21 protein-coding genes and 2 tRNA genes are annotated in these 21,862 nt (G+C 69.6%); 10 read left to right on the forward strand and 13 right to left on the reverse strand.

Features of this window, described 5'->3' with window-relative positions:
- Positions 1–107 precede the first annotated feature (107 nt).
- The 5 genes from HNR28_RS14550 to HNR28_RS14570 form a co-directional block, all read right to left on the reverse strand.
- The gene (locus HNR28_RS14550; RefSeq protein WP_151023771.1) at positions 108–1,400 is read right to left on the reverse strand and encodes a methyl-accepting chemotaxis protein; all 1,293 of its coding nucleotides are present in this window, start codon (positions 1,398–1,400) and stop codon (positions 108–110) included.
- Between the two features lie 135 nt (positions 1,401–1,535).
- Positions 1,536–2,651, reverse strand: coding sequence for an outer membrane protein assembly factor BamC (gene bamC / locus HNR28_RS14555; RefSeq protein ID WP_052356038.1), 1,116 nt, complete (start codon positions 2,649–2,651; stop codon positions 1,536–1,538).
- Positions 2,652–2,662: 11 nt separating this feature from the next.
- Complete coding sequence (dapA, locus tag HNR28_RS14560; protein WP_043680608.1) at positions 2,663–3,565, reverse strand: 4-hydroxy-tetrahydrodipicolinate synthase; 903 nt, start codon at positions 3,563–3,565, stop codon at positions 2,663–2,665.
- 81 nt (positions 3,566–3,646) lie between these two features.
- On the reverse strand, positions 3,647–4,300 hold the full coding sequence (locus HNR28_RS14565) for a site-2 protease family protein (RefSeq protein ID WP_043680606.1): 654 nt from the start codon (positions 4,298–4,300) through the stop codon (positions 3,647–3,649).
- Positions 4,301–4,402: 102 nt separating this feature from the next.
- Entirely contained in the window at positions 4,403–5,029 is a 627-nt protein-coding gene (locus HNR28_RS14570) for an L-threonylcarbamoyladenylate synthase (protein ID WP_043680603.1), read from the reverse strand.
- Positions 5,030–5,223: 194 nt separating this feature from the next.
- Here HNR28_RS14570 and HNR28_RS14575 point away from each other — a divergent pair.
- The 5 genes from HNR28_RS14575 to HNR28_RS14595 all read left to right on the forward strand — a co-directional run bounded on the left by HNR28_RS14575 (position 5,224) and on the right by HNR28_RS14595 (position 9,013).
- A tRNA-His gene (locus HNR28_RS14575) sits at positions 5,224–5,299 on the forward strand.
- Between the two features lie 169 nt (positions 5,300–5,468).
- Complete coding sequence (locus HNR28_RS14580; RefSeq protein ID WP_043680601.1) at positions 5,469–5,897, forward strand: multidrug/biocide efflux PACE transporter; 429 nt, start codon at positions 5,469–5,471, stop codon at positions 5,895–5,897.
- A gap of 43 nt (positions 5,898–5,940) precedes the next feature.
- Positions 5,941–6,243 carry a hypothetical protein gene (locus tag HNR28_RS14585; protein WP_244978318.1) on the forward strand — a complete coding sequence of 101 codons (303 nt, stop codon included), beginning with the start codon at positions 5,941–5,943 and terminating at the stop codon, positions 6,241–6,243.
- 4 nt (positions 6,244–6,247) lie between these two features.
- A complete protein-coding gene (locus tag HNR28_RS14590; RefSeq protein ID WP_043680598.1) occupies positions 6,248–7,702 on the forward strand; it encodes a phospholipase D-like domain-containing protein in 1,455 nt (484 codons plus the stop codon).
- Between the two features lie 78 nt (positions 7,703–7,780).
- Complete coding sequence (locus HNR28_RS14595; protein WP_151023770.1) at positions 7,781–9,013, forward strand: trans-sulfuration enzyme family protein; 1,233 nt, start codon at positions 7,781–7,783, stop codon at positions 9,011–9,013.
- Between the two features lie 7 nt (positions 9,014–9,020).
- Here the strand turns inward: HNR28_RS14595 and HNR28_RS14600 are convergent, their stop codons facing one another.
- A complete protein-coding gene (locus HNR28_RS14600) occupies positions 9,021–9,518 on the reverse strand; it encodes a hypothetical protein (protein ID WP_170288405.1) in 498 nt (165 codons plus the stop codon).
- Positions 9,519–9,660: 142 nt separating this feature from the next.
- On the opposite strand from HNR28_RS14600, the gene HNR28_RS14605 reads away from it, so the two are divergent.
- Entirely contained in the window at positions 9,661–10,305 is a 645-nt protein-coding gene (locus HNR28_RS14605) for a hypothetical protein (protein ID WP_184142992.1), read from the forward strand.
- Here HNR28_RS14605 and HNR28_RS14610 read toward each other — a convergent pair.
- The 3 genes from HNR28_RS14610 to HNR28_RS14620 form a co-directional block, all read right to left on the reverse strand.
- The gene (locus HNR28_RS14610; RefSeq protein ID WP_043680587.1) at positions 10,214–10,693 is read right to left on the reverse strand and encodes a carboxymuconolactone decarboxylase family protein; all 480 of its coding nucleotides are present in this window, start codon (positions 10,691–10,693) and stop codon (positions 10,214–10,216) included. The two genes, HNR28_RS14605 and HNR28_RS14610, sit on opposite strands and share 92 nt — an antisense overlap.
- A 500-nt stretch (positions 10,694–11,193) precedes the next feature.
- Entirely contained in the window at positions 11,194–12,906 is a 1,713-nt protein-coding gene (locus HNR28_RS14615; RefSeq protein WP_409360328.1) for a cation acetate symporter, read from the reverse strand.
- Between the two features lie 5 nt (positions 12,907–12,911).
- Entirely contained in the window at positions 12,912–13,220 is a 309-nt protein-coding gene (locus HNR28_RS14620) for a DUF485 domain-containing protein (RefSeq protein WP_151023766.1), read from the reverse strand.
- 224 nt (positions 13,221–13,444) lie between these two features.
- Between HNR28_RS14620 and HNR28_RS14625 the strand changes: the two genes are divergently transcribed.
- Together HNR28_RS14625 and tam are read left to right on the forward strand one after the other, a co-directional pair.
- Positions 13,445–13,521 (forward strand) — tRNA-Arg (locus HNR28_RS14625).
- A gap of 86 nt (positions 13,522–13,607) precedes the next feature.
- A complete protein-coding gene (tam, locus tag HNR28_RS14630; RefSeq protein WP_151023765.1) occupies positions 13,608–14,378 on the forward strand; it encodes a trans-aconitate 2-methyltransferase in 771 nt (256 codons plus the stop codon).
- Between the two features lie 150 nt (positions 14,379–14,528).
- On the opposite strand, the gene HNR28_RS14635 is transcribed toward tam, so the two are convergent.
- The 4 genes from HNR28_RS14635 to HNR28_RS14650 all read right to left on the reverse strand — a co-directional run bounded on the left by HNR28_RS14635 (position 14,529) and on the right by HNR28_RS14650 (position 18,157).
- A complete protein-coding gene (locus tag HNR28_RS14635; protein WP_151023764.1) occupies positions 14,529–15,686 on the reverse strand; it encodes a YncE family protein in 1,158 nt (385 codons plus the stop codon).
- Between the two features lie 112 nt (positions 15,687–15,798).
- A complete protein-coding gene (locus HNR28_RS14640; protein ID WP_151023763.1) occupies positions 15,799–16,125 on the reverse strand; it encodes a DUF3325 domain-containing protein in 327 nt (108 codons plus the stop codon).
- The gene (locus HNR28_RS14645) at positions 16,122–17,726 is read right to left on the reverse strand and encodes a PepSY-associated TM helix domain-containing protein (RefSeq protein ID WP_151023762.1); all 1,605 of its coding nucleotides are present in this window, start codon (positions 17,724–17,726) and stop codon (positions 16,122–16,124) included. The genes HNR28_RS14640 and HNR28_RS14645 overlap by 4 nt, the downstream gene beginning before the upstream one ends.
- A 149-nt stretch (positions 17,727–17,875) precedes the next feature.
- Positions 17,876–18,157, reverse strand: coding sequence for a DUF3649 domain-containing protein (locus HNR28_RS14650; RefSeq protein WP_151023761.1), 282 nt, complete (start codon positions 18,155–18,157; stop codon positions 17,876–17,878).
- Between the two features lie 572 nt (positions 18,158–18,729).
- On the opposite strand from HNR28_RS14650, the gene HNR28_RS14655 reads away from it, so the two are divergent.
- Positions 18,730–19,941: a phospholipase A gene (locus HNR28_RS14655; protein WP_244978319.1), complete on the forward strand. Its 1,212-nt coding sequence runs from the start codon at positions 18,730–18,732 to the stop codon at positions 19,939–19,941.
- Between the two features lie 12 nt (positions 19,942–19,953).
- Complete coding sequence (locus HNR28_RS14660) at positions 19,954–21,846, forward strand: LTA synthase family protein (protein WP_043680556.1); 1,893 nt, start codon at positions 19,954–19,956, stop codon at positions 21,844–21,846.
- Positions 21,847–21,862: the final 16 nt, after the last annotated feature.

Below are 21,862 nucleotides of genomic sequence, written 5' to 3' on the forward strand. Positions count from 1 at the left end.
ATGACGGGCAAGCTATTTTTGTAGCTACGAATGCCTATTCGGGAACGGCGCAGGCGCGGCGGCGTCTTCCGGGTATCGAGGCTGAGGCATTGCATGGCGACCTCCGGCTACTTCAAGGCGTGCACCCCGGCCGCGGGCCGCCGACCCCGGGTTTTCCGGCCGCCGCGCTCGGCCTCTTCCAGGCCCGTCAGGGCCTGCTTGATCGCGCCGTAGGCGGGGCGCCCCTGCGCGGTGATCTTTTCCCGCACCGCCTCGAAGCGGCCGCGCCGCGCCAGGTCGAGGATCTCGCCGCGCACCACGCGGTAGTTCCGCAGGGCCTCGGCGAACCGCTCCCGCGCCGCCGGGTCTCCCGAACGGCGCAGGTAGCGCGCCCAGGTCTCGTCCATGAGCTGGTCGATCTCGCCGATGCGCTCGATCACGGGCTTGATTTCCTCGTGGCTGTCGGCGTTCTTGATAAGGATGTTGCAGGCCCGCATTTCCTCGGCGCAGGTCGTCAGCACGTCGAGCTCCCTGCGCCCGGGCAGCAGTTGCGCGGTGCCGCGCTTGAGCTGGCCGATCTGCCCCTGGACCAGGCGCAGGTCGACGTTGCTCTTGCCCACCCATTCGACGGACTGGCGCGCCGAGGCCGAGAGGGACTCGATGTCCTGGCCGATGCGGTGGCTCAGCCCGCTTTGCGTGCGCGCCGCTTCGGTCATCTGGCCGGAGGCTTCCAGCGTGCGGCTGGAATGCTGGCTGATGTCGGTCAGGGCCTGGCCGGCCTCCTGGGCGTGATCCACCCCCGCCTGGATGTCGGTCAGCACGGTGTCGAGGAATCCGCCGGCCTCGGCCGTGCTGGCCGAAATCGCCGAGATCATCTCGCGGATCTGCACGGTGGCCTCGTCGGTGCGGGCCGCCAGCTTGCGGACCTCGTCGGCCACGACGCCGAAGCCGCGCCCCTGCTCGCCCGCCCGGGCCGCCTCGACGGCCGCGTTCAGCGACAGCAGGTTGGTCTGCATGGCGACGTGCTGGATCAGCCCGAGGATGCCCTCGATCTCCTGGGTCCGGCGCACGACCTCGCGGAAGCGGTCGCTGAGGCTGTCGGCCGAACGCGCCAGCGCGGCGAGCCGCGCCGTGGTCTGGCCCAGCAGTTCGTCGCCCCGGCGCGCCAGCGCGTGCATGCTGTCCACGCCGTCGCGCGTGACCTCCGCCGACTGCACGACGGTCTCGACGCTGCGCGCCAGCGCGTCCATGCTTGCCCTCAGGCCGGCCAGGATGCCCGTCTGCTCGCGCGACAGGGTGACCACGTTGGTGAAGGAGGACATCATGCTGGCGTTGTTGACGGTGATGTCCAGCGCCTGCCGGTCCAGGCTCTGGATGTCCTGGGCGACGCGCCCGCTCATCCAGCGTATCCGCATGCTCATCTTCGTCTCCTGTGTTTTACTAACATATTAGCTTGAGAGACGGATGGCAACAAGTAAAAAAGCCTCGCCGGTCGGTGTTCCGGCGAGGCTCGCGTCGCGTGGCGGACGGGCGGGCGGAGCCCGCGAGGGTCCGGCCTACTCGGTTTCCTTCAGGTTTTTCGCCAGCACCGAGAGGATGCGGCGCGCCGTGGCGTCGGTCTTGGGCTGGCCGGCGGCGTCGCGCACGCTGACCTCGGTGCCGCCGCCCTGCTGGGCCAGGTGGATGCGCAGTTTCTGCGGCTCGGCGGTGTTGCGCGTGCCGAAGACGCGGCCGAAGAAGGTCTGCTGCTCGATCTGCTCGCCCGTGTCGGTGTCCAGGTAGCGGATGTAATAATCGCCCTGCTCTCGATTGCGGTCCTCGACCGTGAAGCGCGCCGCATCGATGGCCACGCCCACGCGGCGCCACGCCCGGTCGAAGGGTTCGGCCACGGTCAGCGAGGTCTGGTCCTGAGCGAGCTGGGCGGCGGCGACCGTGCCGGCGCCGGTCTCGGCGGCCTTGACCTTCTGCGCGGCCTGCTGCTGGTCGGTGCCCAGGTAGACCATCAGGCGGGCCAGCATGGCGGCGTTCAGGCCCGGATCTTCCTTGCCGAAGACCCACTTGAACGCGGTGCCGTCGCCCGTGGGGGTTTCTTCCATGTGCTGGTGGCTGATGTAGACCTCGGTCTTGCCGTTGACGCGCTCCAGGCGGGTCGTGAAGCGGTCGCGCTCGCCGCTGTCGAAGACCTGGTCGAGCACGCTGCCCAGGGCGCTGCGCAGCCAGCCCTCGGGGATCTTGGCGCGGTTTTCCGCCCAGTCGGTCTCGATCAGGCCGGCCTGCGCGTTCTGCGAATGGATGGTGAAGCCCTGCTCGCCCCAGAATTCGATGATCTTCGGGTACAGGTTTTCGGCGGTCTCGTTGACGACCAGCCAGCGCAACGTGCCGTCGCGCATGACTTCGATGCCGGGCGCCCGGGGCAGCACGCGGTCGGCCGGGTTGACGCTCTGCACGCCCTGGCTGGCGCGGTAGTCGCTCAGGCGGGCGACGCCTTCGGGGGCCACGTAGTGCGTGTTCTTGTTGGCCTGGGTCAGGTCGGGCGGAATCGACAGGGGTTCGCCCGTGACGGTGCTCTTGTATTCGACGGACTCGGTCTGGCCGGTCAGCTGGCCGAGGGTCGAGCAGGCGGACAGGGACAGCAGACCCGCCAGCACCAGGCTGGTCCGGGCGAGCGGCATGCGTTTCATCATCACAGGGAACCTGCCTCAATCAGGGCTTGGCGCACGGCGGTGCGCAACGAGTCGGACAAGGGTGTCAGGGGCAGGCGGTAGCCGAGCTGGGTCAGGCCCATTTCGGCGACGGCCCACTTGACGGGGATGGGGTTGGCTTCCAGGAACAGCACCTGGTTCAGGGCCGCCAGCCGGTTGTTCAGGCGGCGGGTTTCGGGCACGTCGCCGCGCAGCGCGGCGGCGCACAACTCGTGCATCAGGCGCGGCGCGACGTTGGCGGTGACGGAGATGTTGCCGCGTCCGCCCAGCAGGATCAGCGCGGCGGCGGTGGCGTCGTCGCCGCTGAAGACCTGGAAGCCTTCCGGCGCGGCCGCGATCAGCTGGGCGCCGCGGGCGATGTTGCCGGTGGCGTCCTTGACGCCGATGATGCCGGGCACCTGGGCCAGGCGCAGGATGGTCTCGTTGGACAGGTCCGCCACCGTGCGGCCCGGCACGTTGTACAGGATGCTGGGCAGGTCGCCGGACTCGGCGATGGCGCGGAAGTGCTGGTAGAGGCCTTCCTGGGTGGGCTTGTTGTAGTAGGGCACGACCGTCAGGCCGGCGGCCGCGCCGGCGGCATAGGCGTGGCGCTGCAGCTCGATGGCCTCGGCGGTGGAATTGCCGCCGGTGCCCGCGATCACGGGGATGCGGCCGTCGGCGTGGCGCACGGCGAGCTCGATGAGCTCGGCCTGCTCCTGGACGGTGACGGTGGGCGATTCGCCCGAGGTGCCGACGACCACCAGGGCGTCGGTGCCCTGCGCGACGTGCCAGTCGATCAGTTTCCGGAAGGCCTCCAGGTCCAGTTGCCCGTCGGGATGCATGGGCGTGACCAGGGCGACCATGCTGCCCTGAAAGACTGGGGTCGATGAATCCGAGCCGGCCATGATGAGGAATGCCTCCGCAAGACGCCCGGGATAGGCCCGGGCGAAACAAAAAGCCAAGTTTACCGGATTCGGACCGCCGATCTACAAAAATCCGCTGACGACCCACTGCCCCAGCTTCAGCAGCGGCAGCATCAGGGGCCAGAGCCAGCCGAGCATCATCAGCACGATCAGGATCACCAGGCCATAGGGCTCGATGCGGCCGTAGCGCCAGGCCAGCCGCGCGGGCAGCAGGCTGAAGACGATCCGCCCGCCGTCCAGCGGCGGCAGCGGCAGCAGGTTCAGCGCCATCAGGATCAGGTTGACCTGGACCCCGGCCTGGGCCATCAGCGCCCAGAAATCGCCCGGGCCGCCGATCAGGCCCAGCATCAGCATGGCGCGCAGGAACAGCACCCAGCCGATGGCCATCAGCAGGTTGGAGGCCGGCCCGGCGAGCGCCACCCACAGCATGTCGCGCTTGGGCCGGCGCAGGCGGCTCCAGTTCACCGGCACGGGCTTGGCCCAGCCGAACAGCAGCCCGCCGCCCATGAGCTTGGTGGCGAACAGCAGCACCAGCGGCACGACGATGGTGCCCATCGGGTCGATGTGCCGCAGGGGATTGAGGCTGATGCGGCCGGCCTGCTCGGCCGTGGGATCGCCGAAATGGCGCGCCACGTACCCGTGCGCCGCCTCGTGCAGGGTGATGGCGAACAGGACCGGCAGAGCGTAGACCGCGATGGTCTGGATCAGATTGTCCACGGGAACTCGGGCGAACGAAGCGCCGGCCGGCGGCCGGCAGATTCCGTAAGCATAACCGCTCGCCCGGATCGTCCGCGCCGCGCCATCGGCCGGCGCCCCCGCTCAGGCGATGCCGAGGGTGGCCGGGTCGCCGCGGCCCGCCCGCACGACCTTGGGCGGGTCTTCGGTGAGGTCGATGACCGTGGTGGGCTCGAAGGGGCAGGAGCCGCCATCGACGATGGCGGCCAGATCGTGCGCATAGCGGCCGACGATGTCCTGCGCGTCGTTCAACGGCAGGGTCTCGTCCTGGGGAATCAATGTGGTGGAAAGCAGCGGCGAGCCGGCGGCTTCGATCAGGGCGAGCGCCACCCGGTGGTCGGGCACGCGGATGCCGATGGTCTTGCGCGAGGGGTGCGAGACGCGCCGGGGGACTTCTTTCGTGGCTTCGAGGATGAAGGTCCAGGGGCCCGGCGTGGCCAGCTTCAGCAACCGGTACTGGGGATTGTCGACCTTGGCGAAGTGGCTGATTTCCGCCAGGTCGCGGCACAGCACCGTCAGGTGGTGGCGTTCGTCCAGGCCGCGCAGCCGGCGCAGGCGCCCGGCGGCGTCCTTGTCGTCCAGGCGCGCCACGACGGCGTAGCTGGAATCGGTGGGGACGGCGACCAGCCCTCCCTCGGCGAGGAGCTCGCCGGCTTGCTGGAGCAGCCTGGATTGCGGGTTTTCGGGATGGACGACGAAGATCTGTGCCATGAGCATTCCTTATGGGAGGGGTCCGGCCATCCCGGATCCGGCCCCGCCGGGGAGCCCGATCCCGGACGGCCCCGGTGAACCGCTGAAATCGAATCCGTAGCCGATAACATGACCTAAAACGCAGTGGCGATCAAGGGCCGGAGCGCCGCCTGCAAAAGGATTCCAGTCATGCTAGAATTCCCGTTCTTTGAGTGGTGACCGTAGCTCAGTTGGTAGAGTCCCGGATTGTGATTCCGGTTGTCGTGGGTTCGAGCCCCATCGGTCACCCCACCCCCCTTTCCCTGTGAAAAGCCGCGCCATGCGCGGGTTTTCACCGCGCGAAAGCCGGAACGGACTTCCGGACCTGGGGAGGCTTTGTCCCGGGTTCCCGGGCTGGCGGGGACGGCCCCGTCCGATCGCATCCACGCGGTGACGGCACCGCCGCAGCGAACCGCTTTCCATGCAGATCCACGACCGCCCGCTGGGCGAACGCGTCTTTCACGCACTGACGTTTGAAATCCTCGCCATCGGCATTTCCGCCCCCCTGGCCGCCTGGATCACCGGGCGCAGCATCTTCGACATGGGCGTGCTCACCGCCGTCGTCGCCACGATCGCGGTGCTCTGGAACATGCTCTACAACTGGCTGTTCGACCGCCTGCAGGCGCGCGTCGGCTTCGACCGCACCTATGGCGTGCGGGTGGCGCATGCCATCGGCTTCGAGGGCGGCCTGATCGTGATCGCCATTCCCTTCGTCGCCTGGTGGCTGGACATCTCCGTCTGGCACGCCCTGGTGCTGGACATCGGCTTCGTCCTGTTCTACCTGCCCTACGGCTTTCTTTTCAACCTGGGGTATGACAAGATTCGGCAGAATCTGATCACAGCCGACTGACAGGCCCGGCAGCGCGTCCGGGCCCCCCCCCCCGGAACGCAGCATGGACACCCCTTCCGACACGACCCCAGCGCCCCAGGCCCCCGAGTGGTCCCAGGCCCCCGACGGCTGGGACTGGTCCGCGCAGGACGCGGACGGGCGCTGGTACTGGTACCGCACCGAGCCCGTGCCCGGCATCGGCGGCGGCATCTGGCGCTCGAATTCCCGCAACCAGCAATTCGCCGCCGCCGGCCGGCCCAACCCGGACTGGCTCGAATCCCTGCGCCGCCGGCCCGGCGCGGCGCAGGCACCCGGCCCCGGCGGGCCGCCGCCCCCCGCCGATCCGGACACGCCGCCCCGGCCCTGAGCCCATGAGCGTCCTCACCGAGTTCCTGCGCGAATACTGGCCGCACCTGGCGGCCCTGCTGACGCTGGTCTTCAGCCTGGCCGTCGCGGCCCAGGCGGCCATGCAGAAGAACGACGTGCGCGCGGCCATCGCCTGGGTCGGCGTCATCCTGATGTCGCCGTTTCTGGGCGCCTTCCTGTACCTGGTCGCGGGCATCAACCGCATCCGCCACGACCAGATGTCCACCCACCGCAGCCGCCTGATCAAGGACTACGTCAACAGCGCGTACCCCGCCTTCGGCGACGTCGCCGCGGTGTCCGGCCCGCAGTTCGCCTCGCTGCGCGTGCTGTGCGACCAGGTCGGCCGGTTCCCGCTGCAAGGCGGCAACCACATCACCCTGCTCGACAGCGGCGACGAGGCCTATCCGGCCATGCTGCGGGCCATCGACGAGGCCCACCACTGCATCGCGCTGCAAAGCTACATCTTCGACCACGACCGCGCCGGCCTGCGCTTCGCCGACGCCCTGCGGCGCGCCCGCGAGCGCGGCGTCGAGATCCGGGTGCTGATCGACGCCGTGGGCGCGCGCTATTCCCACCCGCCCATCCTGCGCCTGCTGCAGCGCAACGGCATCCGCGCCGACCGCTACATGACCAATCCGCTGGGCCTGCGCTCGGCCTACGCCAACCTGCGCAGCCACCGCAAGATCCTGTTCGTCGACGGCCACCTGGGCTTCATGGGCGGCATGAACATCCGCGAGAGCTTCATGGCGTCCCTGGCGGGACGGCGCGCGGACAGCGACACGCACTTCCGCATCGAGGGTCCGCTGGCGACCCAGCTGTTCGCCGTCTTCGCCAACGACTGGGAATTCGCCACCAGCGAGCGCCTGCGCATCGAGGACTGGGTGCGCGTCTCGCCCCTGCCGCCGCCGCCCCGGGTGCCGGCGCGCTGCATCCGGACCGGCCCGGACCGCTTCATGGCGGCCACGCACCGCGTGCTGCTGGGCGCCCTGGCCGTAGCGCAGCATCACGTGCGCATCCAGTCGCCCTATTTCCTGCCCGACCAGATCCTGATCGGCGCGCTGAACACGGCGGCGCGGCGCGGCATCCAGGTGGACATCGTGATCCCCGGGCGCAACAACCTGCGCCTGGTGAACTACGCCATGACCGCCCAGCTGAGCCAGGTGCTGGAAGGCGGCTGCCGCGTCTGGCGCTACCGCAGGAATTTCGACCACTCCAAGCTGTTCACCGTCGACGACGCCTGGTCCTACGTCGGCTCGTCGAACCTGGATCCGCGCAGCCTGCGGCTGAATTTCGAGCTGGACATGGAGGTCTACGACCGCGGCCTGGCCAGCCAGATCGGACGGCGCATCGACGCGGCCATCGAGCAGTCCGAGCGCGTGACCCTGGACTCCCTGAACGCCATGCCCTACCTGAAGCAGCTGCGCAACCGGATCATCTGGCTGGCCAGCCCGTACCTCTGAATCCCCAAGGGCCCCGGGACCCCGCGCCCCGGGCGTATCATGGGCGCCTGTCCTCATTCCTGCGCAGGAGCCCGCTCCATGAATCCCTCCCAGCCCGAAGCCCCCGAAGCCGCCCCCGACGCGCCCTGGCGCGAACAGACCCTGCTGCTGCACGGCGACGCCGTCTGCGGCCACGGGGCCGACGTGGTCTCGCCGATCCACTACAGCGCCACCTTCCGCGCCGAAACCGCCGAGCAGTTCTCGGAAATGGCCACCACCGTGCGCCCGGCGGCCTTCTACACGCGCCACGGCAATCCCGTGAACAAGCGCGTCGAGGCCATCCTGGCCGGCCTGGAAGGCACCGAAAGCGCGCTGCTGACGGGCTCGGGCATGGGCGCCATCTGCACCACCATCCTGGCGCTGCTCAAGGCCGGCGACCACGTCGTGGCCCAGCAGCGCCACTACATGAGCACCTCCAAGCTGTTCGCGGAAGTCCTCACCCGCTACGGCGTGCAGGTCAGCTTCTTCGACCAGACGGACCTGGACAGCCTGCGCGCCGCGCTGCGTCCGGACACGAAGCTGATCATGGTGGAAACGCCGGTGAACCCCAGCCTGTCCATCACGGACCTGGCGGCGGTGGCCGATATCGCCCGGGCGCGCGGCATCCTGACGGTGGCCGACAACACCTTCGCCTCGCCGCTGAACCAGCGCCCGCACGACCTGGGCATCGACATCGTGGTGCACAGCGCCACCAAGTACCTGGGCGGCCACCACGACCTGATGGCGGGCGCCATCTGCTGCAGCGACGCGCTGGCCGAGACCATCTGGAAGATGCACGTCACCCTGGGCGCGGTGCTCTCGCCCATGGACGCCTGGCTGCTGCTGCGCGGCCTGCGCACACTGTCGCTGCGCATGGAACGCATCAATGCCAACGCCCTGGCGCTGGCGCGGTGGCTGGAGGCCCGCCCGGAAGTCGAGCGGGTCTTCTACCCCGGCCTGGAAAGCCACCCGCAGCACGCCCTGGCGGCGCGCCAGATGCGCGGCTTCGGCGCGGTGGTGGCGTATTCGATCAAGGGCGGCTACGCCGCCACGCAGCGCTTCGTGACCGGGCTCAAGCTGGCCACCCAGGCGGTCAGCCTGGGCGGGGTCGAGACCCTGGCCGTGCACACCGCGTCCATGTGGGCCAGCTCCATGACCGAGGCCGACATGCAGGCCGCCGGCATCGAGCCCAATTTCGTCCGCATGTCGGTCGGCGTGGAGCACGTGGACGACCTGAAGGCCGACCTGGCCCAGGCGCTGGAACGGTCGCAGGCGATCCGGGAACCCGCCTGAGCGCGGCTTACGCCGGCATCGGGGGGCGGTGGGGCACCGCCCGCTGGATGAACCGCTCGTGCGCGCGCCGGGCGGAGGCCGCCGCGGCCAGGGCCGCCAGGCCGCCCACCGCCGCGACGACCAGGGCGGCCAGTTCGGGGGACAGCTCCGTGGAACCCGCCCAGCGCTGCCAGAAGACGCCCGCCGACACCAGCACGCACAGCGCCGCGAGCGCGTTGCGCCCGCCCAGCCGCAGCCCGGCGCGCAGCGCGGCGCCCGGCGTCGCCGCCGTCCAGCCCCGGTAGCGGCGGAAATGCGTCAGGAACCGCGACAGGCTCAGGATCAGGGCGATCACCACGGCGGCCACCACCGCCAGCCCCATGGCCGACTCGACGGGCATCGAGATGCTATCGTGGGTCATCGGCATGGACTCCAGGTGCCGCCACTCCAGCCAGGCGGTGGTCGCCACGAAAGCCCCGGAGAACCCGGCCAGCTTCCAGTCAGATACAGAAATGTGTGCCGTCATGACATCCTCTCGTGAAAGACTCCCGCCTACCTTATCCGAAAGTCCGCCCGCCGCGACGCCGGACGGCGGCGATTCCGCCCAAAATGGGCGGACGGCGCGCGATCCCCGCTACGAGCGGGCCTTCGCCGCCCTCAGCTTCGTCATGAACCGGCACTTCATCGATCACCTGCTGCGGGCCATGCGCGAACTCGACATGGACGCCGAATCCCTGATCCTTCTCGGACTGGTGTCCCACCTGGGCCTGGTGCGCCTGATGGCGCCGGGCGGCGCGGGCGCGGGCGCTGATGCGGGCGCTGATGCGGGCACGGATGCCGCCCCCGTCCGCGGGGAACCGCAGCCCGTCCGCCTGCGGGATCTGACGGTGGTCTCGCGGCTGCCCCGGGAAACCATCCGCCGCAAGCTGCTCGGACTGCGGGACGCCGGCTACCTCGAACAGCGGGGACGCGGCTGGGTGCTGATCCCCGGACGCATCGACGAGCGGATGCGCGCGTTCAACTACCAGACCCTGCGGCGCCTGCTGGCGACGGTGCGCGAGCTGGAGGCCATCCTGGTGCAGGCGGGCAGGCGGCCCGCCGCGTTCGCGGGCGGGCTGGCCGGAAAGGCGGCGAGCCCGGAAGGCGCGGCGGGCCCAGGGCAGGGAATCGGCCGGCAAGAGACGGTCAGCCGGGGGGACGCGGCCGACCGGGGCGATGCGATCAGCTCAGGCCCGCCTTGTCCAGCCCGAACAGGGCGTCGGACGAACCCGGCACCGGCTGGAAGGCCACTCCCAGGCGGTTCCAGCCGTTGATCCCCACGATCAGGAAGCTCAGGTCGGCCAGCTCCTTTTCCGACAGCTGCTCGCGCACGCGCCGGAACAGCTCGTCGGACACGCCCTCGGGCGGCAGCCGCGTCAGCGCCTCGGTCCATTCCAGAATGGCCTTTTCCTTGGCCGTGAACAGCGGCGATTCGCGCCACACCGCGACGTGATGCAGGCGCAGTTCGCGTTCGCCCGCGATCTTGGCTTCCTTGACGTGCATGTCCACGCAGAAGGTGCAGCCGTTGAGCTGCGAGGCCCGCAGCGTCACCAGGTAGCCGATTTCCGCGAGGAAGGGATTGGCATGCAGCAGCTGGCTGAATTCGCCGTATTTGCGGGCGGCCTCGGGCGAGGCCTGGTAGTAGTTCAAGCGTTGTGTCATGGTGAATGAGATCCAGGAAAAACGTAATGAGCGGGCGCTTTTTGCCTTGGGACGGCCCGGCGGCAAAAAAAGGGCCCCACGCTGCGCAGCCTGCGGCCGCTTGCTGCCCCCCAAAGGGGGCTTTTTTGCCTTGGGGCGGCCCGGCGGCAAAAAAGGACCCCCACGCCGCGCAGCCTGCGGCCGCTTGCTGCCCCCCAAAGGGGGCCTTTTTGCCTTGGGACGGCCCGGCGGCAAAAAAAGGAGCGCTTTCCATTGTGCACCGTTTTGGTACTGATTGTCAGGCGAACCACGGTCGGCGAGCCACGGTCTGGTCCCGAGCCCGCCTCCGGCGCGGCGCGGCGCTTCCTGGCACAAAACCTGGCGCCAAAAAAGAACACCCCGGCGCCGGATCACGGTCGCCGGGGTGCGAGAGCACCCGGAAATCGCCGCAGGCTGCGCCTGTCGGCCTCGGGTCGGGTTGCGATGGCGGCGGCCGGATCGGACCGCCGTCCATCGCGGGATCAGTGCGCGCTGGCCGCCGCCGCGCCGATCCCGGTTTCGCTGCGCACGGTCTGGGCCTCGAAGCCGGCCCGGTCGATGCGGGCGCGTTCGCTGTGGTCGGTGACCGAGAACAGCCAGATCGACACGAAACCGATCGTCATGGAGAACAGCGCCGGGGACGCGTAGGGGAACAGGGCCGAGCCCGCCGGGTTGCCCAGCGTGGCCTCCCAGACCGACGGCGACACCACCGTCAGGCCCACGGCGCTGATCAGGCCGGCGAAGCCGCCGATCATCGCGCCGCGCGTGGTGCAGCCCTTCCACAGCACCGACATGAACAGCACCGGGAAGTTCGCCGACGCCGCCACCGCGAAGGCCAGCGACACCATGAAAGCGATGTTCTGCTTCTCGAAGGCGATACCCAGCACCACGGCGACGATCCCGAGGACCACCGTGGTGATCTTGGCGACCTTCATTTCCTGCTCGCGGGTGGCATGGCCGTCCTTGACCAGGGTCGCATAGATGTCGTGCGACACCGCCGAGGTGCCAGACAGCGTCAGGCCGGCCACCACCGCCAGGATCGTGGCGAAGGCCACGGCCGACATGAAGCCCAGGAACACGTTGCCGCCCACGGCGTCGGCCAGGTGCACCGCCGCCATGTTGCCGCCGCCGATCAGGGCGCCGGCCGTGTCCAGAAACTGCGGGTTGGTGGACACCAGCACGATCGCGCCGAAGCCGATGATGAAGGTCAGGATGTAGAAATAGCCGATCCAGGACGTGGCCCAGAACACGGACTTGCGGGCCTCGCGCGCATCGGGCACCGTGAAGAAGCGCATCAGGATGTGCGGCAGGCCGGCCGTGCCGAACATCAGCGCCATGCCGAAGGAAATCGCGCTGATCGGGTCCTTGATGAAATTGCCCGGCCCCATGATGGACTGCCCCAGCGCGCCGGACTGGACGGCGTCCTTGCCCGCGTTCAGGGCGGCCAGCGTCTTGACCTCCACCGCGGCGGCGAACAGGCGCTCGGGCGAGAAGCCGTAATGCGCCAGCACCATCAGGGCCATGAAGGTCGCGCCGCCCAGCAGCAGGGCCGCCTTGATGATCTGCACCCAGGTGGTGGCCGTCATGCCGCCGAACAGCACGTAGACCATCATCAGCACGCCGACCACGACCACGGCGATCCAGTATTCCAGGCCGAACAGCAGCTTGATGAGCTGGCCGGCGCCGACCATCTGGGCGATCAGGTAGAACGCCACCACCACCAGGGTGCCCGAGGCCGCGAAGGCGCGGATCGGCCCCTGCTTGAAGCGGTAGGCCGCCACGTCGGCGAAGGTGAACTTGCCCAGGTTGCGCAGGCGCTCGGCCATCAGGAAGGTCAGGATGGGCCAGCCCACCAGGAAGCCGATGGAATAGATCAGGCCGTCGTAGCCGTTGATCATCACGGCGGCGGAAATGCCCAGGAACGAGGCGGCGGACATGTAGTCCCCGGCGATCGCCAGGCCGTTCTGGAAGCCGGTGATGCCCCCGCCCGCGGTGTAGAAATCGGCGGCGGAACGGGTCCGGCCGGCGGCCCACTTCGTGATCCACAGGGTCAGGAGCACGAACAGGCCGAACATCGCGATGGCGGTCCAGTTGGTGGGCTGCCGCTGCAGCTCGCCCAGGTCGCCGCCCGCCGCCTGCGCGGTCGAGGCCAGGCCCGCCGCCAGGGCCAGCGCGCCCAGCGCGCGTATGGTCATGCGGTTCATTGCCCTGCCTCCTGGACGATCTCGCGGGTCAGGCGGTCGAATTCGCTGTTGGCGCGGCGCACGTACAGGCCGGTGATCAGCACGCTGAACACGATCACGCCGAAGCCGACCGGGATGCCCCAGGTCATGACGCCTTCGCCCAGTTTCAGTGCGAAGAGTTCCTTGTCGAACGCGATCACGCCGATGAAGCTGTAGTACACCAGCAGCATGATCACGGCCAGCGTCCAGCCGTAGCGCAGCCGCGTCCGCCGCAGATGCTGGTATTTCGGGTTCGACACGATGGCTTGTGTCCGCTTGTCTCCCATGTCGGTCTCCTGATGGGTCGTATGATGCAGTGCAAGATAAAAACCCGACCTTACGAGGGCCTTACAGGCGACTCGATCGATCGAACCATCAGGGAAAACACCGAGGCGCGGAATGCACGTTAGAATCCAGGGTTCGAGCACGCAACGCAGGCCCGCACGCAGCGCAGGCGAGCCGCCCCGGCCCGGACTGGGGCTACGCCCAGGTCCGCGGGCGCGCCACCCGACCGCCCTTAGCTCAGCTGGATAGAGCAACGGCCTTCTAAGCCGTAGGTCACTGGTTCAAATCCAGTAGGGCGGGCCAAAACATTGATGGCGCAAGGGATGGCGCAAATCCAGGCGAGGCAGCGGCGCGCCGGTCGTTCAGCCTTCCAGAAGGGAGAACAAAGCATGGCCTGGTCGGCAAGCCAATACACGATGTTCGAGGCCGAGCGCACCCGCCCGGTCAGGGATCTGCTGGCGGCGGTCCCGACGCGCGACCCAGCCCGGCTGGCCGACCTGGGCTGCGGCCCGGGCAATTCGACCGAAGTCCTGCGAGCGCGCTACCCGGGCGCCCGCATCACCGCCCTGGACAGCTCCGCCGACATGCTGGCGGCCGCCCGCAAGCGGCTGCCGGACATCGACTTCCTGCAGGACGACATCGCCGCCTGGACGCCCAGCGCGCCCCTCGACGTCATCCTGGCCAACGCCTCGCTGCAATGGATCCCGGATCATGCCGCCCTGTTCCCGCGGCTGGCCGGCTTCCTCGCGCCCGGCGGCAGCCTGGCCGTCCAGATGCCCGACAACCAGGACGATCCGGTCAAGACCCTGATGCGCAAGACGGCCGCCGATCCCCGCTGGGCGGACCGCGTCGGCGACGAGCGCAGCACCCGCTTTCCCAGCCACCCCGTCCCCTGGTACTACGACCTGCTCAAGCCGCATTGCGCGCGCGTGGACATCTGGCGCACCCGGTACTGGCATGTGCTGCCCGACGGCGTGGACGGCATCGTGGCCTGGTTCAAGGGCAGCGCCCTGCGCCCCTTTCTGGCGCCTCTGGACGCGGCCGAACAGGCGCTCTTCCTGGCGCAGTACCGCGACGAACTGGCGCGGGCCTACCCCACGCAGACCGACGGCTCGGTGCTGCTGCCCGTGCCCCGGCTGTTTCTCGTGGCGACCCGCTAGGGCCGATTCTCATGGCGACCCGCCAGGGCCGGTCCGCCCGGAGTTCCCGGCACGCCTGGACCCCGCGCCCAGCGCCGGGCAATTCCGATCCGGGACTCTTCCCGCCCATTCCCGACGGCGACACCGGGGCCGCGAGGCCCCGGAGCACGATCAGAAGTCGATGCGCGCCACGCTCTCGGCGCTGTCCTTGGGCGCGTCCCGGCCGTTCTTGACGGTCACGAACACGGCGCCGGTGCGCGGATCCAGCGCCAGGCTGTTCGGATGGGCCGGCAATTCGACCGTCCGCAGCAGGGCGTGCGAGCCACTGTCGAACACCGTCACCGTGCCCGATTCCCGGTTGGTGACGAACAGGCGCTGGCGCGGCGCGTCCAGCAGGAGGGCGACAGGGCCCTTGCCGGTCGGGATGCCGGCCAGCCGCCTGCCGTCGGCCGGGTCGAGCACGACGACGCGGTTGCCCTCGCCCCGCTTGCGGTAATCCTTCAGCCCGCCCAGCTTCTCGCGCATGCCGTCCAGTCGCTCCATGCCCTCGTCGGTCGCCAGCACGCGGCCGGTCCGCGCATCGAACGCCAGGTTCAGCAACTGGTCGCCGCCCGCCTCGGCGACCTTTTCCCGGCGCAGCGAGGCGGTGTCCACCGTGAACAGCTGTCCCTGCAGGTTGGACACGTAGAGCTTGCCGCCCGCCGCGTCGAGCGCCGCGCCGGTGGCCACGAAGCCGAAGCCCGGCACGACCTTCTCGACCTTCAGCGAGCGCGTGTCGACGACATACAGCACGCTGTCGCGGAAAGCGAGGCCGGGGGCGTACAGGCGATGGCGGGCCGGATCCAGCACCAGTTCCCGCAGATTGTACGGATAGCGCTGCTTGCCGTCCGGCGCCTTGACCTTCTTCGACGTCAGCTGCACCAGGCCGACGACCTTGCCGGTGGCCGTGTCGATGACGGTGATGGAGGCGTCGTTCGCATTGCCGACGTACAGGCGGCCGGCCGCGTCGTCCAGCGCCAGGCCGAAGCCCTTGCGCTCCAGGGGGATCTCCGCCTGCACGGCCAGGGTGGCGGGATCCAGCCGCAGGATCCGGGGCGCCGCCGCCCCCTCGCCGAACCCGCCGGCGGCGGCCACGAACAGCGCGTTCTGGCGCGCCGAGTAGACCAGTTCGTAGATGCCCTGCCCCACGGCCTGGCGCTGCACCCGCGGCTGGGCCGGCTCGCTCGCGGCCGCCGGCGCCGACGCGGCGCGGTCGCCCGTCTGGGCGCACCCGGCCAGCGCCGCCGTCAGGACGAGGGCCAGGAAAGAAGCCGATTTGAAACGTCGCATACGAAGTCCATCCCTGTGAATAAGCCAAAAGCAGGCAAAAGAAGAAACACCAGACAGCGGAAAAAACCGAAAACACGCAAAAACCGCCGCGCAAAAAAACGAACCGCGGCGCTCAACGATCTCCACCTCCCGGCCACCGCCAGCCGCGCCGATTCCATGCCACCAGCCCCAGGCAGACCAGCCCGGCGGCCAGGCTGGTGTGGCCGCTGTAGGCCGCCAGTCCGAATCCCCAGCCCATCCCGGCCACGGCCCGCCACAGGGCCGCGCCCAGCAGGCACCAGCCCGCGAACCGCAGGCGGCGGCGGGCGGCGGTCCGCAGGAGGCGGCCGAAGACGTCCCGCTGATGCCGCTCCATGGCCAGCGCCAGGCAGGCGAAACCCGCCCACGAGAGGCCGAGCAGCAGGCCATGCGCCCACAGCGGCGAGACGATCGTGTTCATGCGCTTTCTCCAGCCGCCGGGACGCCCCCGCGGCGACGGGACGGCCGGACCGCCGGGCGATGCCGCGCGACCTGGAGTGCCATCCGGGCGTGCAGCGCCGCCAGGGCCAGCAGCGTCAGGTCGAGGCCGGCGAACAGCCAGTCGCCGGCGCGCAGGCTGTGCCACAGCGGCCGGTCCGTCACGCAGGCGTTCAGGACGGGCAGCAGGGCCAGCAGCGCGGCGGCCGCGGCCAGCAATTCGATCCAGGCGCGCCGGGCCGGCCTCAGGCAGGCCGCGGCCAACGCCAGCGCCCAGATGATGAAGAAGCCATGGATCTCCCAGTCGGCGCGCCCCGCCAGGTCTACCGGCAGCAGGCGGTTGAACCAGAAGAACGCCGCCATCGCCACCGACAGGCCCGCGATGGCCGCGATGTTCAGGCGCTCGACCAGCCGGAAGCCGAAATGAGGCTTCTGCGGATCCGGCAGGCCCGTCCGGCGCTTCACCGTCCACAGCACCAGCCCCGACCCGACCATGGCGGTCCCCGCCAGGCTGACGAGGAAATACAGCCAGCGCAGCGCGGGGTCGGCGTAGCGGCCCAGGTGCAGGCCGTATAGCACGCCCTGCGCCGTCGCCATCGGCCCGGACGCGTCCTTGGCCCGCAGCAGTTCGCCCGACACCCCGTCGAACAGCAGATAGCGCGGCGTGGTGGCGATCTGTCCGGATTGCCGGCGCACGACGGCCACCCGCGCCTGCGCATCGCCCGGATGGGCGACCTGCACCCCGCCGACGCTGCCGGCGCCCCAGCGCCGCTCGGCCTGCGCCACCAGGGACTCGATCGACGCCAGGGCCGCCGGCTCCCGAGCGGGCTTGCCCGGCGGCAGGAAGAAGCGCATTTCGCTGGTCATCGCCGCCCGGTCCGCCGGCGTGGGCAGGGCCTGCATCGGCCAGGGCATGTACAGCACCATCAGGGTGATCAGGCCGCTCCAGGTGATCATGAAGTGGAACGGCAGGCCCAGCACCGACAGCGCGGCGTGCGCGTCCAGCCAGCTGCGCTGGCCCTTGCCCCAGCGGAAGGTGAAGAAATCCGTGAAGATCTTCTTGTGCGTGATCACCCCGCTGACGATGGCCACCAGCATGAACATGGCGCACAGGCCGGCGATCCACCGCCCCCACAGGGGCGGCATGTAGTGCAGGTTGAAGTGAAAGAAATAGAAGAAATCGCCGCCCCGGGTGTCGCGGGCCGACAGGCGCTCCCCGGTTTCGGCGTCGAACGTCTCCGTCCGGAAGCCGCGGCCGGCCGCATGCGGATCGCGCCAGAAGGCGAACGCCGCCGGATCGCGCGGCGAGGGCAGCGTCACGCTCAGTTGCGGCGTACCGGGCGTGCGGGCCAGGATGCCGCCGACGATGCGGGCGGCCGCCGCGCCCGCCGGCGGCGGGACCGCGGCTGCCTGCAGCTCCGGCCGCATGTAGCGGCTGATCTCGTCGCGGAAGAACGAGACGGTCCCGGTCAGGAACATGGCGTAGAGGATCCAGCCCGCCAGCAGCCCCGTCCAGATGTGCAGGTCGGACATGGTCTGGCGGATGCCGCGCGGCCTGGCGGCAGGCTTGATTGCAGGCTTCATCGCGGGCTTCATCGCGGGTTTCACCGCGGGCTGGAGTGCGGGTTTTATTGCAGGCTCGGCCGCGGGCTCGATGGCGGACTCGGCCGATGGCCGGGCGGCCCGCACCGGCATGCCTTCGGGCGATGCGCGGCCGTCCCGGAACAGGCCGCTCATGACGCGCCCCCCGCGGGCCAGGCATGCCAGGCCAGGGGCAGCAGGACGCAGGCCGCCGCCAGCAGGCCGGCCCAGGCTCGCCGGGCCGAGCGCACGGCGAAAACCCAGACGACGGCTCCGGCATGGCACAGGAAGCTGAGCATCATGCCCAGGAAGGCCGCCTCGGACCGGGCCAGCGGCGCGGCCAGCACCGCAACGGAGCACAGCGCCGCCAGCGCATAGCCGCCGCACACGGCCGCCACGACGCGGGAGATCACGGGAAGGGGGATGCGCGTCATCGCCTGGAGGTCCGCATCGGAAGCCCGCTCAAAAGTCGAATCAAAAACGAAAGTCGCATCAAAAGCCCCATCAGAAGCTCGACTCAAGAGTCCAATCGGAAGCCCCAATCAGAAGCCCGCATCAAAAACCCGAATCAGAAGTCCACCGGGACCGACAGCACGCAGGGCGGCGGAGCGGAGCGGCGTGGCATGGCATGGGCGCGGCGGCGGACCGGTTGAACCTCCGGATTATATTGATAACGATTATCATTTGCATAGAACCAGGTTCAGATATTGGATTCAGCAGCCGGATCAGGTCCGGAGATCGGGTCCGGAGATCGGGTCCGGAGATCGGGTCCAGGAGATCGGATCCGGAGATCGGATCCGGAGATCAGATCCAGGAGATCAGGGTCAAGGATCCGGCTCGGGAATCGCCCGCCGGCCGGATTCCGGGCAGCCGGGGGCGCGGCCCGCGGGCCGGCGGAACCGCCCCGGATACACCGAGAAACGTGTCCGCGGGCTGCAGATGCTAAAGTTCCGGGCAAGAACTTGCCTTTGGTTTCAACATCATGCCTTGTCTCCCTCATACAGGCTTGCGCCATGCCTTTTCCCTCGCCATCGGCTGCCTCTGCCTGACGGCCGGCAGCGCCCACGCGGGCCTGTCCTACCGCCTGACCAGCCCGCAGGCCAGCCCCGGCGCCGTGATCGAACTGGAAGGCCTGCTGACCAACGACACCGGCACGGCGCTCTCCAGCCCGGTCGCCCGCGAGCTGACCGGGCAGTGGGTGGATGCCCGGGGACGGGTCACGCCCGTGCGCTTCCAGCTGCGGACCTCGCCCGACGCCATCGACCTGCCCGCCAACACCTTCACCCGCATGGCCTGGAGCGGGCGGGTGCCGGCAGGCGCGCACGGCCTGCTGACCCTGCGCCTGGACGGGGCGGCCGATACCCTGCTGGCGCTGCAGGTGGGCGCGACCGACCTGCCCGCCATGGCGTCCGCGGCACCCGCGGGCGCGGCCACGGCGGGGGCGGCGACCGAACCCGCGGCCGCGCCGGCGACGGCGGCGCCCGCCGGCCTGTCGCCCTTCGACACCTTCCGCAACGCGATCTCGTCCTACGAGCCGATCTATTTCGCGGTGGGCAACCGCGACGGCGCCAGCGCCCGCTTCCAGGTGAGCTTCAAATACCGCCTGTTCAGCCCGGACGACCCGGCCCGGCCGGGCTTCATGGACAACTGGTATTTCGGTTACACCCAGACCGCCCTGTGGGACCTGCATTCGGATTCCATTCCCTTCGTGGACACCACTTACAACCCCAGCCTGTTCTGGGCGCGCGACTCGATCTGGGCCACCGGCGACAAGCGCTGGTCCCTGGGGCTGAACACGGGCTTCGACCATCAATCCAACGGCAAGGAGGACGAGGCGTCGCGCTCGCTGAACGACCTCTACGTGCAGCCGGAAGTCAACTACCGCTTCGACGGCGGCAGCACGCTCAGCTTCCGGCCGCGCTTCAAGTATTACGTCTGGACCGACCACGACATGGGCTATCCGGATTCCCTGGGCTACGTCGACTGGAAACTGCGCTGGGCGCAGGACGACGGCCTGATCCTGTCGGGCCAATACCGCCAGGGCACGGCCGGGCGCCACTCCACCCAGCTCGAAGCCGCCTGGCCGCTCAAGCGCACCTTCCTGCACATGAACGGCCATCTGTACGTGCAGTATTTCCGGGGCTACGGCGAAACGCTGCTGGACTACAACAAGAAAGCCGACCCGCAACTGCGCATCGGCATCGCGTTCGTGCCCTGAGGAATCCATTGCATGCTCACCCAGATCGGGGTTTTCGTCCTCGCGTCCCTGGCGCTGCTGACGCTCAGCCGCCTGCTGCTGACCGCCTGGCTGTGGCCGCGGGTGCGGGCGGCCGGCGGGCCCTGGCCGATCCTGCGCTGGGGCCTGCGCATCGACCTCAACCAGATCGCCATGTGGGCCGGCATCCCGCTGCTGCTGGCGCCCTGGCTGGGCGACCGCCCCGCCGCCATCTTCCTGACGGGGCTGTGGCTGCAGGCCGTCTGGCTGCTGTTCGTGCTGCTGGAGGTGTCCACGCCCCAGTTCATCGCGGAATACGACAGCCGCCCCAACCGCCTCTACATCGAATACCTGAAATATCCCAAGGAAGTCTTCGGCATGCTGTGGAAGGGCTACAAGCCCGTGCTGCTGGGCGCCGCCCTGGGCCTGGGCCTGGCCGCCTGGCTCGGCCATGCGCTGTTCGCCCGGGCGCAGCCCGACGCCCTGCCCGCCTGGCCCTGGCGCGTCCTGGCCACGCTGGTCTTCGCCGCCGCCATCGCGCTGGCCATCCGCGGCACGCTGGGCCATCGCCCGATCAACCCGGCCTCGGTGGCCTGGTGCGGCGACAGCCTGCTCAACACCCTGCCCCTGACGTCCCTGTACAGCGTGCTGTTCGCCCTGTACGCCATCAAGAACGAGCGCTCGGCGGCCGACGTCTACGGCGACCTGCCCGATCCGGAGCTGCACGCGATCATCCGCGAGCAGGCCGGCATCCCGCCCGGCCCGCCCGAGATCCCCACGCTGCACCGCCAGCCCGCCAGCCAGCGGCCCGCGCGGCCGCGCAACCTGGTGCTGATCGTCGAGGAAAGCCTGGGCGCCCAGTACGTCGGCAACCTGGGCGGCGCGGGCCTGACGCCCTGCCTGGACGCCCTGGCCGCCGAGGGCTGGAACTTCGCCCGCGCCTATGCCACCGGCACCCGCTCGGTGCGCGGCCTGGAGGCCGTCACGGCGGGCTTTCCCCCCACCCTGTCGGACGCCGCCCTGCGCCTGGGCGACGCCCAGAGCCGGTTCTTCACCCTGGCCCAGCTGCTGAAGCGGCACGGCTACCGCTCGCGCTTCATCTACGGCGGCGAGGCCCACTTCGACAACATGAAGAGCTTCTTCCTGGGCAACGGCTTCGACGAACTGCACGACCTGCCGACCTTCGAGTCGCCGGCCTTCGTCGGCACCTGGGGCGCCAGCGACGAGGACATGTTCGACAAGCTGCACGCGCTGCTGTCGCAGGGCGGCGGGCAGCCCACCCTGCACCTGGCCTTCTCCGTCAGCAACCACACGCCCTGGGAATATCCGGCCGGCCGCATCCCGGTGGACGGCGACCCCGCCACGGTGCAGAACACCGTGCGCTACGCGGACTGGGCCATCGGCCGCTTCTTCGAGCAGGCGCGCGCCAGCGCCTACTGGGACGACACGGTCTTCCTGATCGTCGCCGACCACGACGCGCGCGTCGGCGGCGCCCAGCGCATCCCGCTGCGCCATTTCCACATCCCGGCCCTGATCCTGGGCGCGGGCGTCCAGGCGCGCCGCGACGAGCGCATCGTCAGCCAGATCGACCTGCCGACGACCCTGCTGTCGCTGATCGGCATCGACGACGCCCATCCCATGATCGGCCACGACCTGACGCGCGCGGACGCGGGCGGACGCGCCATGATGCAGTACGAGGAACACTACGGCTACCTGCGCGGCGACACCCTGGCGGTGCTGGAGCCGCACCAGTCCGCGCACTTCTACCGCTATGCCGCGCCGGACACCTACACGCCGCTGGATCCGGACGCGGAACTCGGCCGCATCGCCCTGGCCCATGCGCTCTGGCCCACCTGGGCCTACCGCCACCGCGCCCACACGCTGCCGGAACTGCGGCTGCCCGGCTAGGGATTTGCCCCTAGGC

Origin of the sequence: Castellaniella defragrans (assembly GCF_014203015.1) — a bacterium.
Lineage (GTDB): Bacteria > Pseudomonadota > Gammaproteobacteria > Burkholderiales > Burkholderiaceae_B > Castellaniella > Castellaniella defragrans.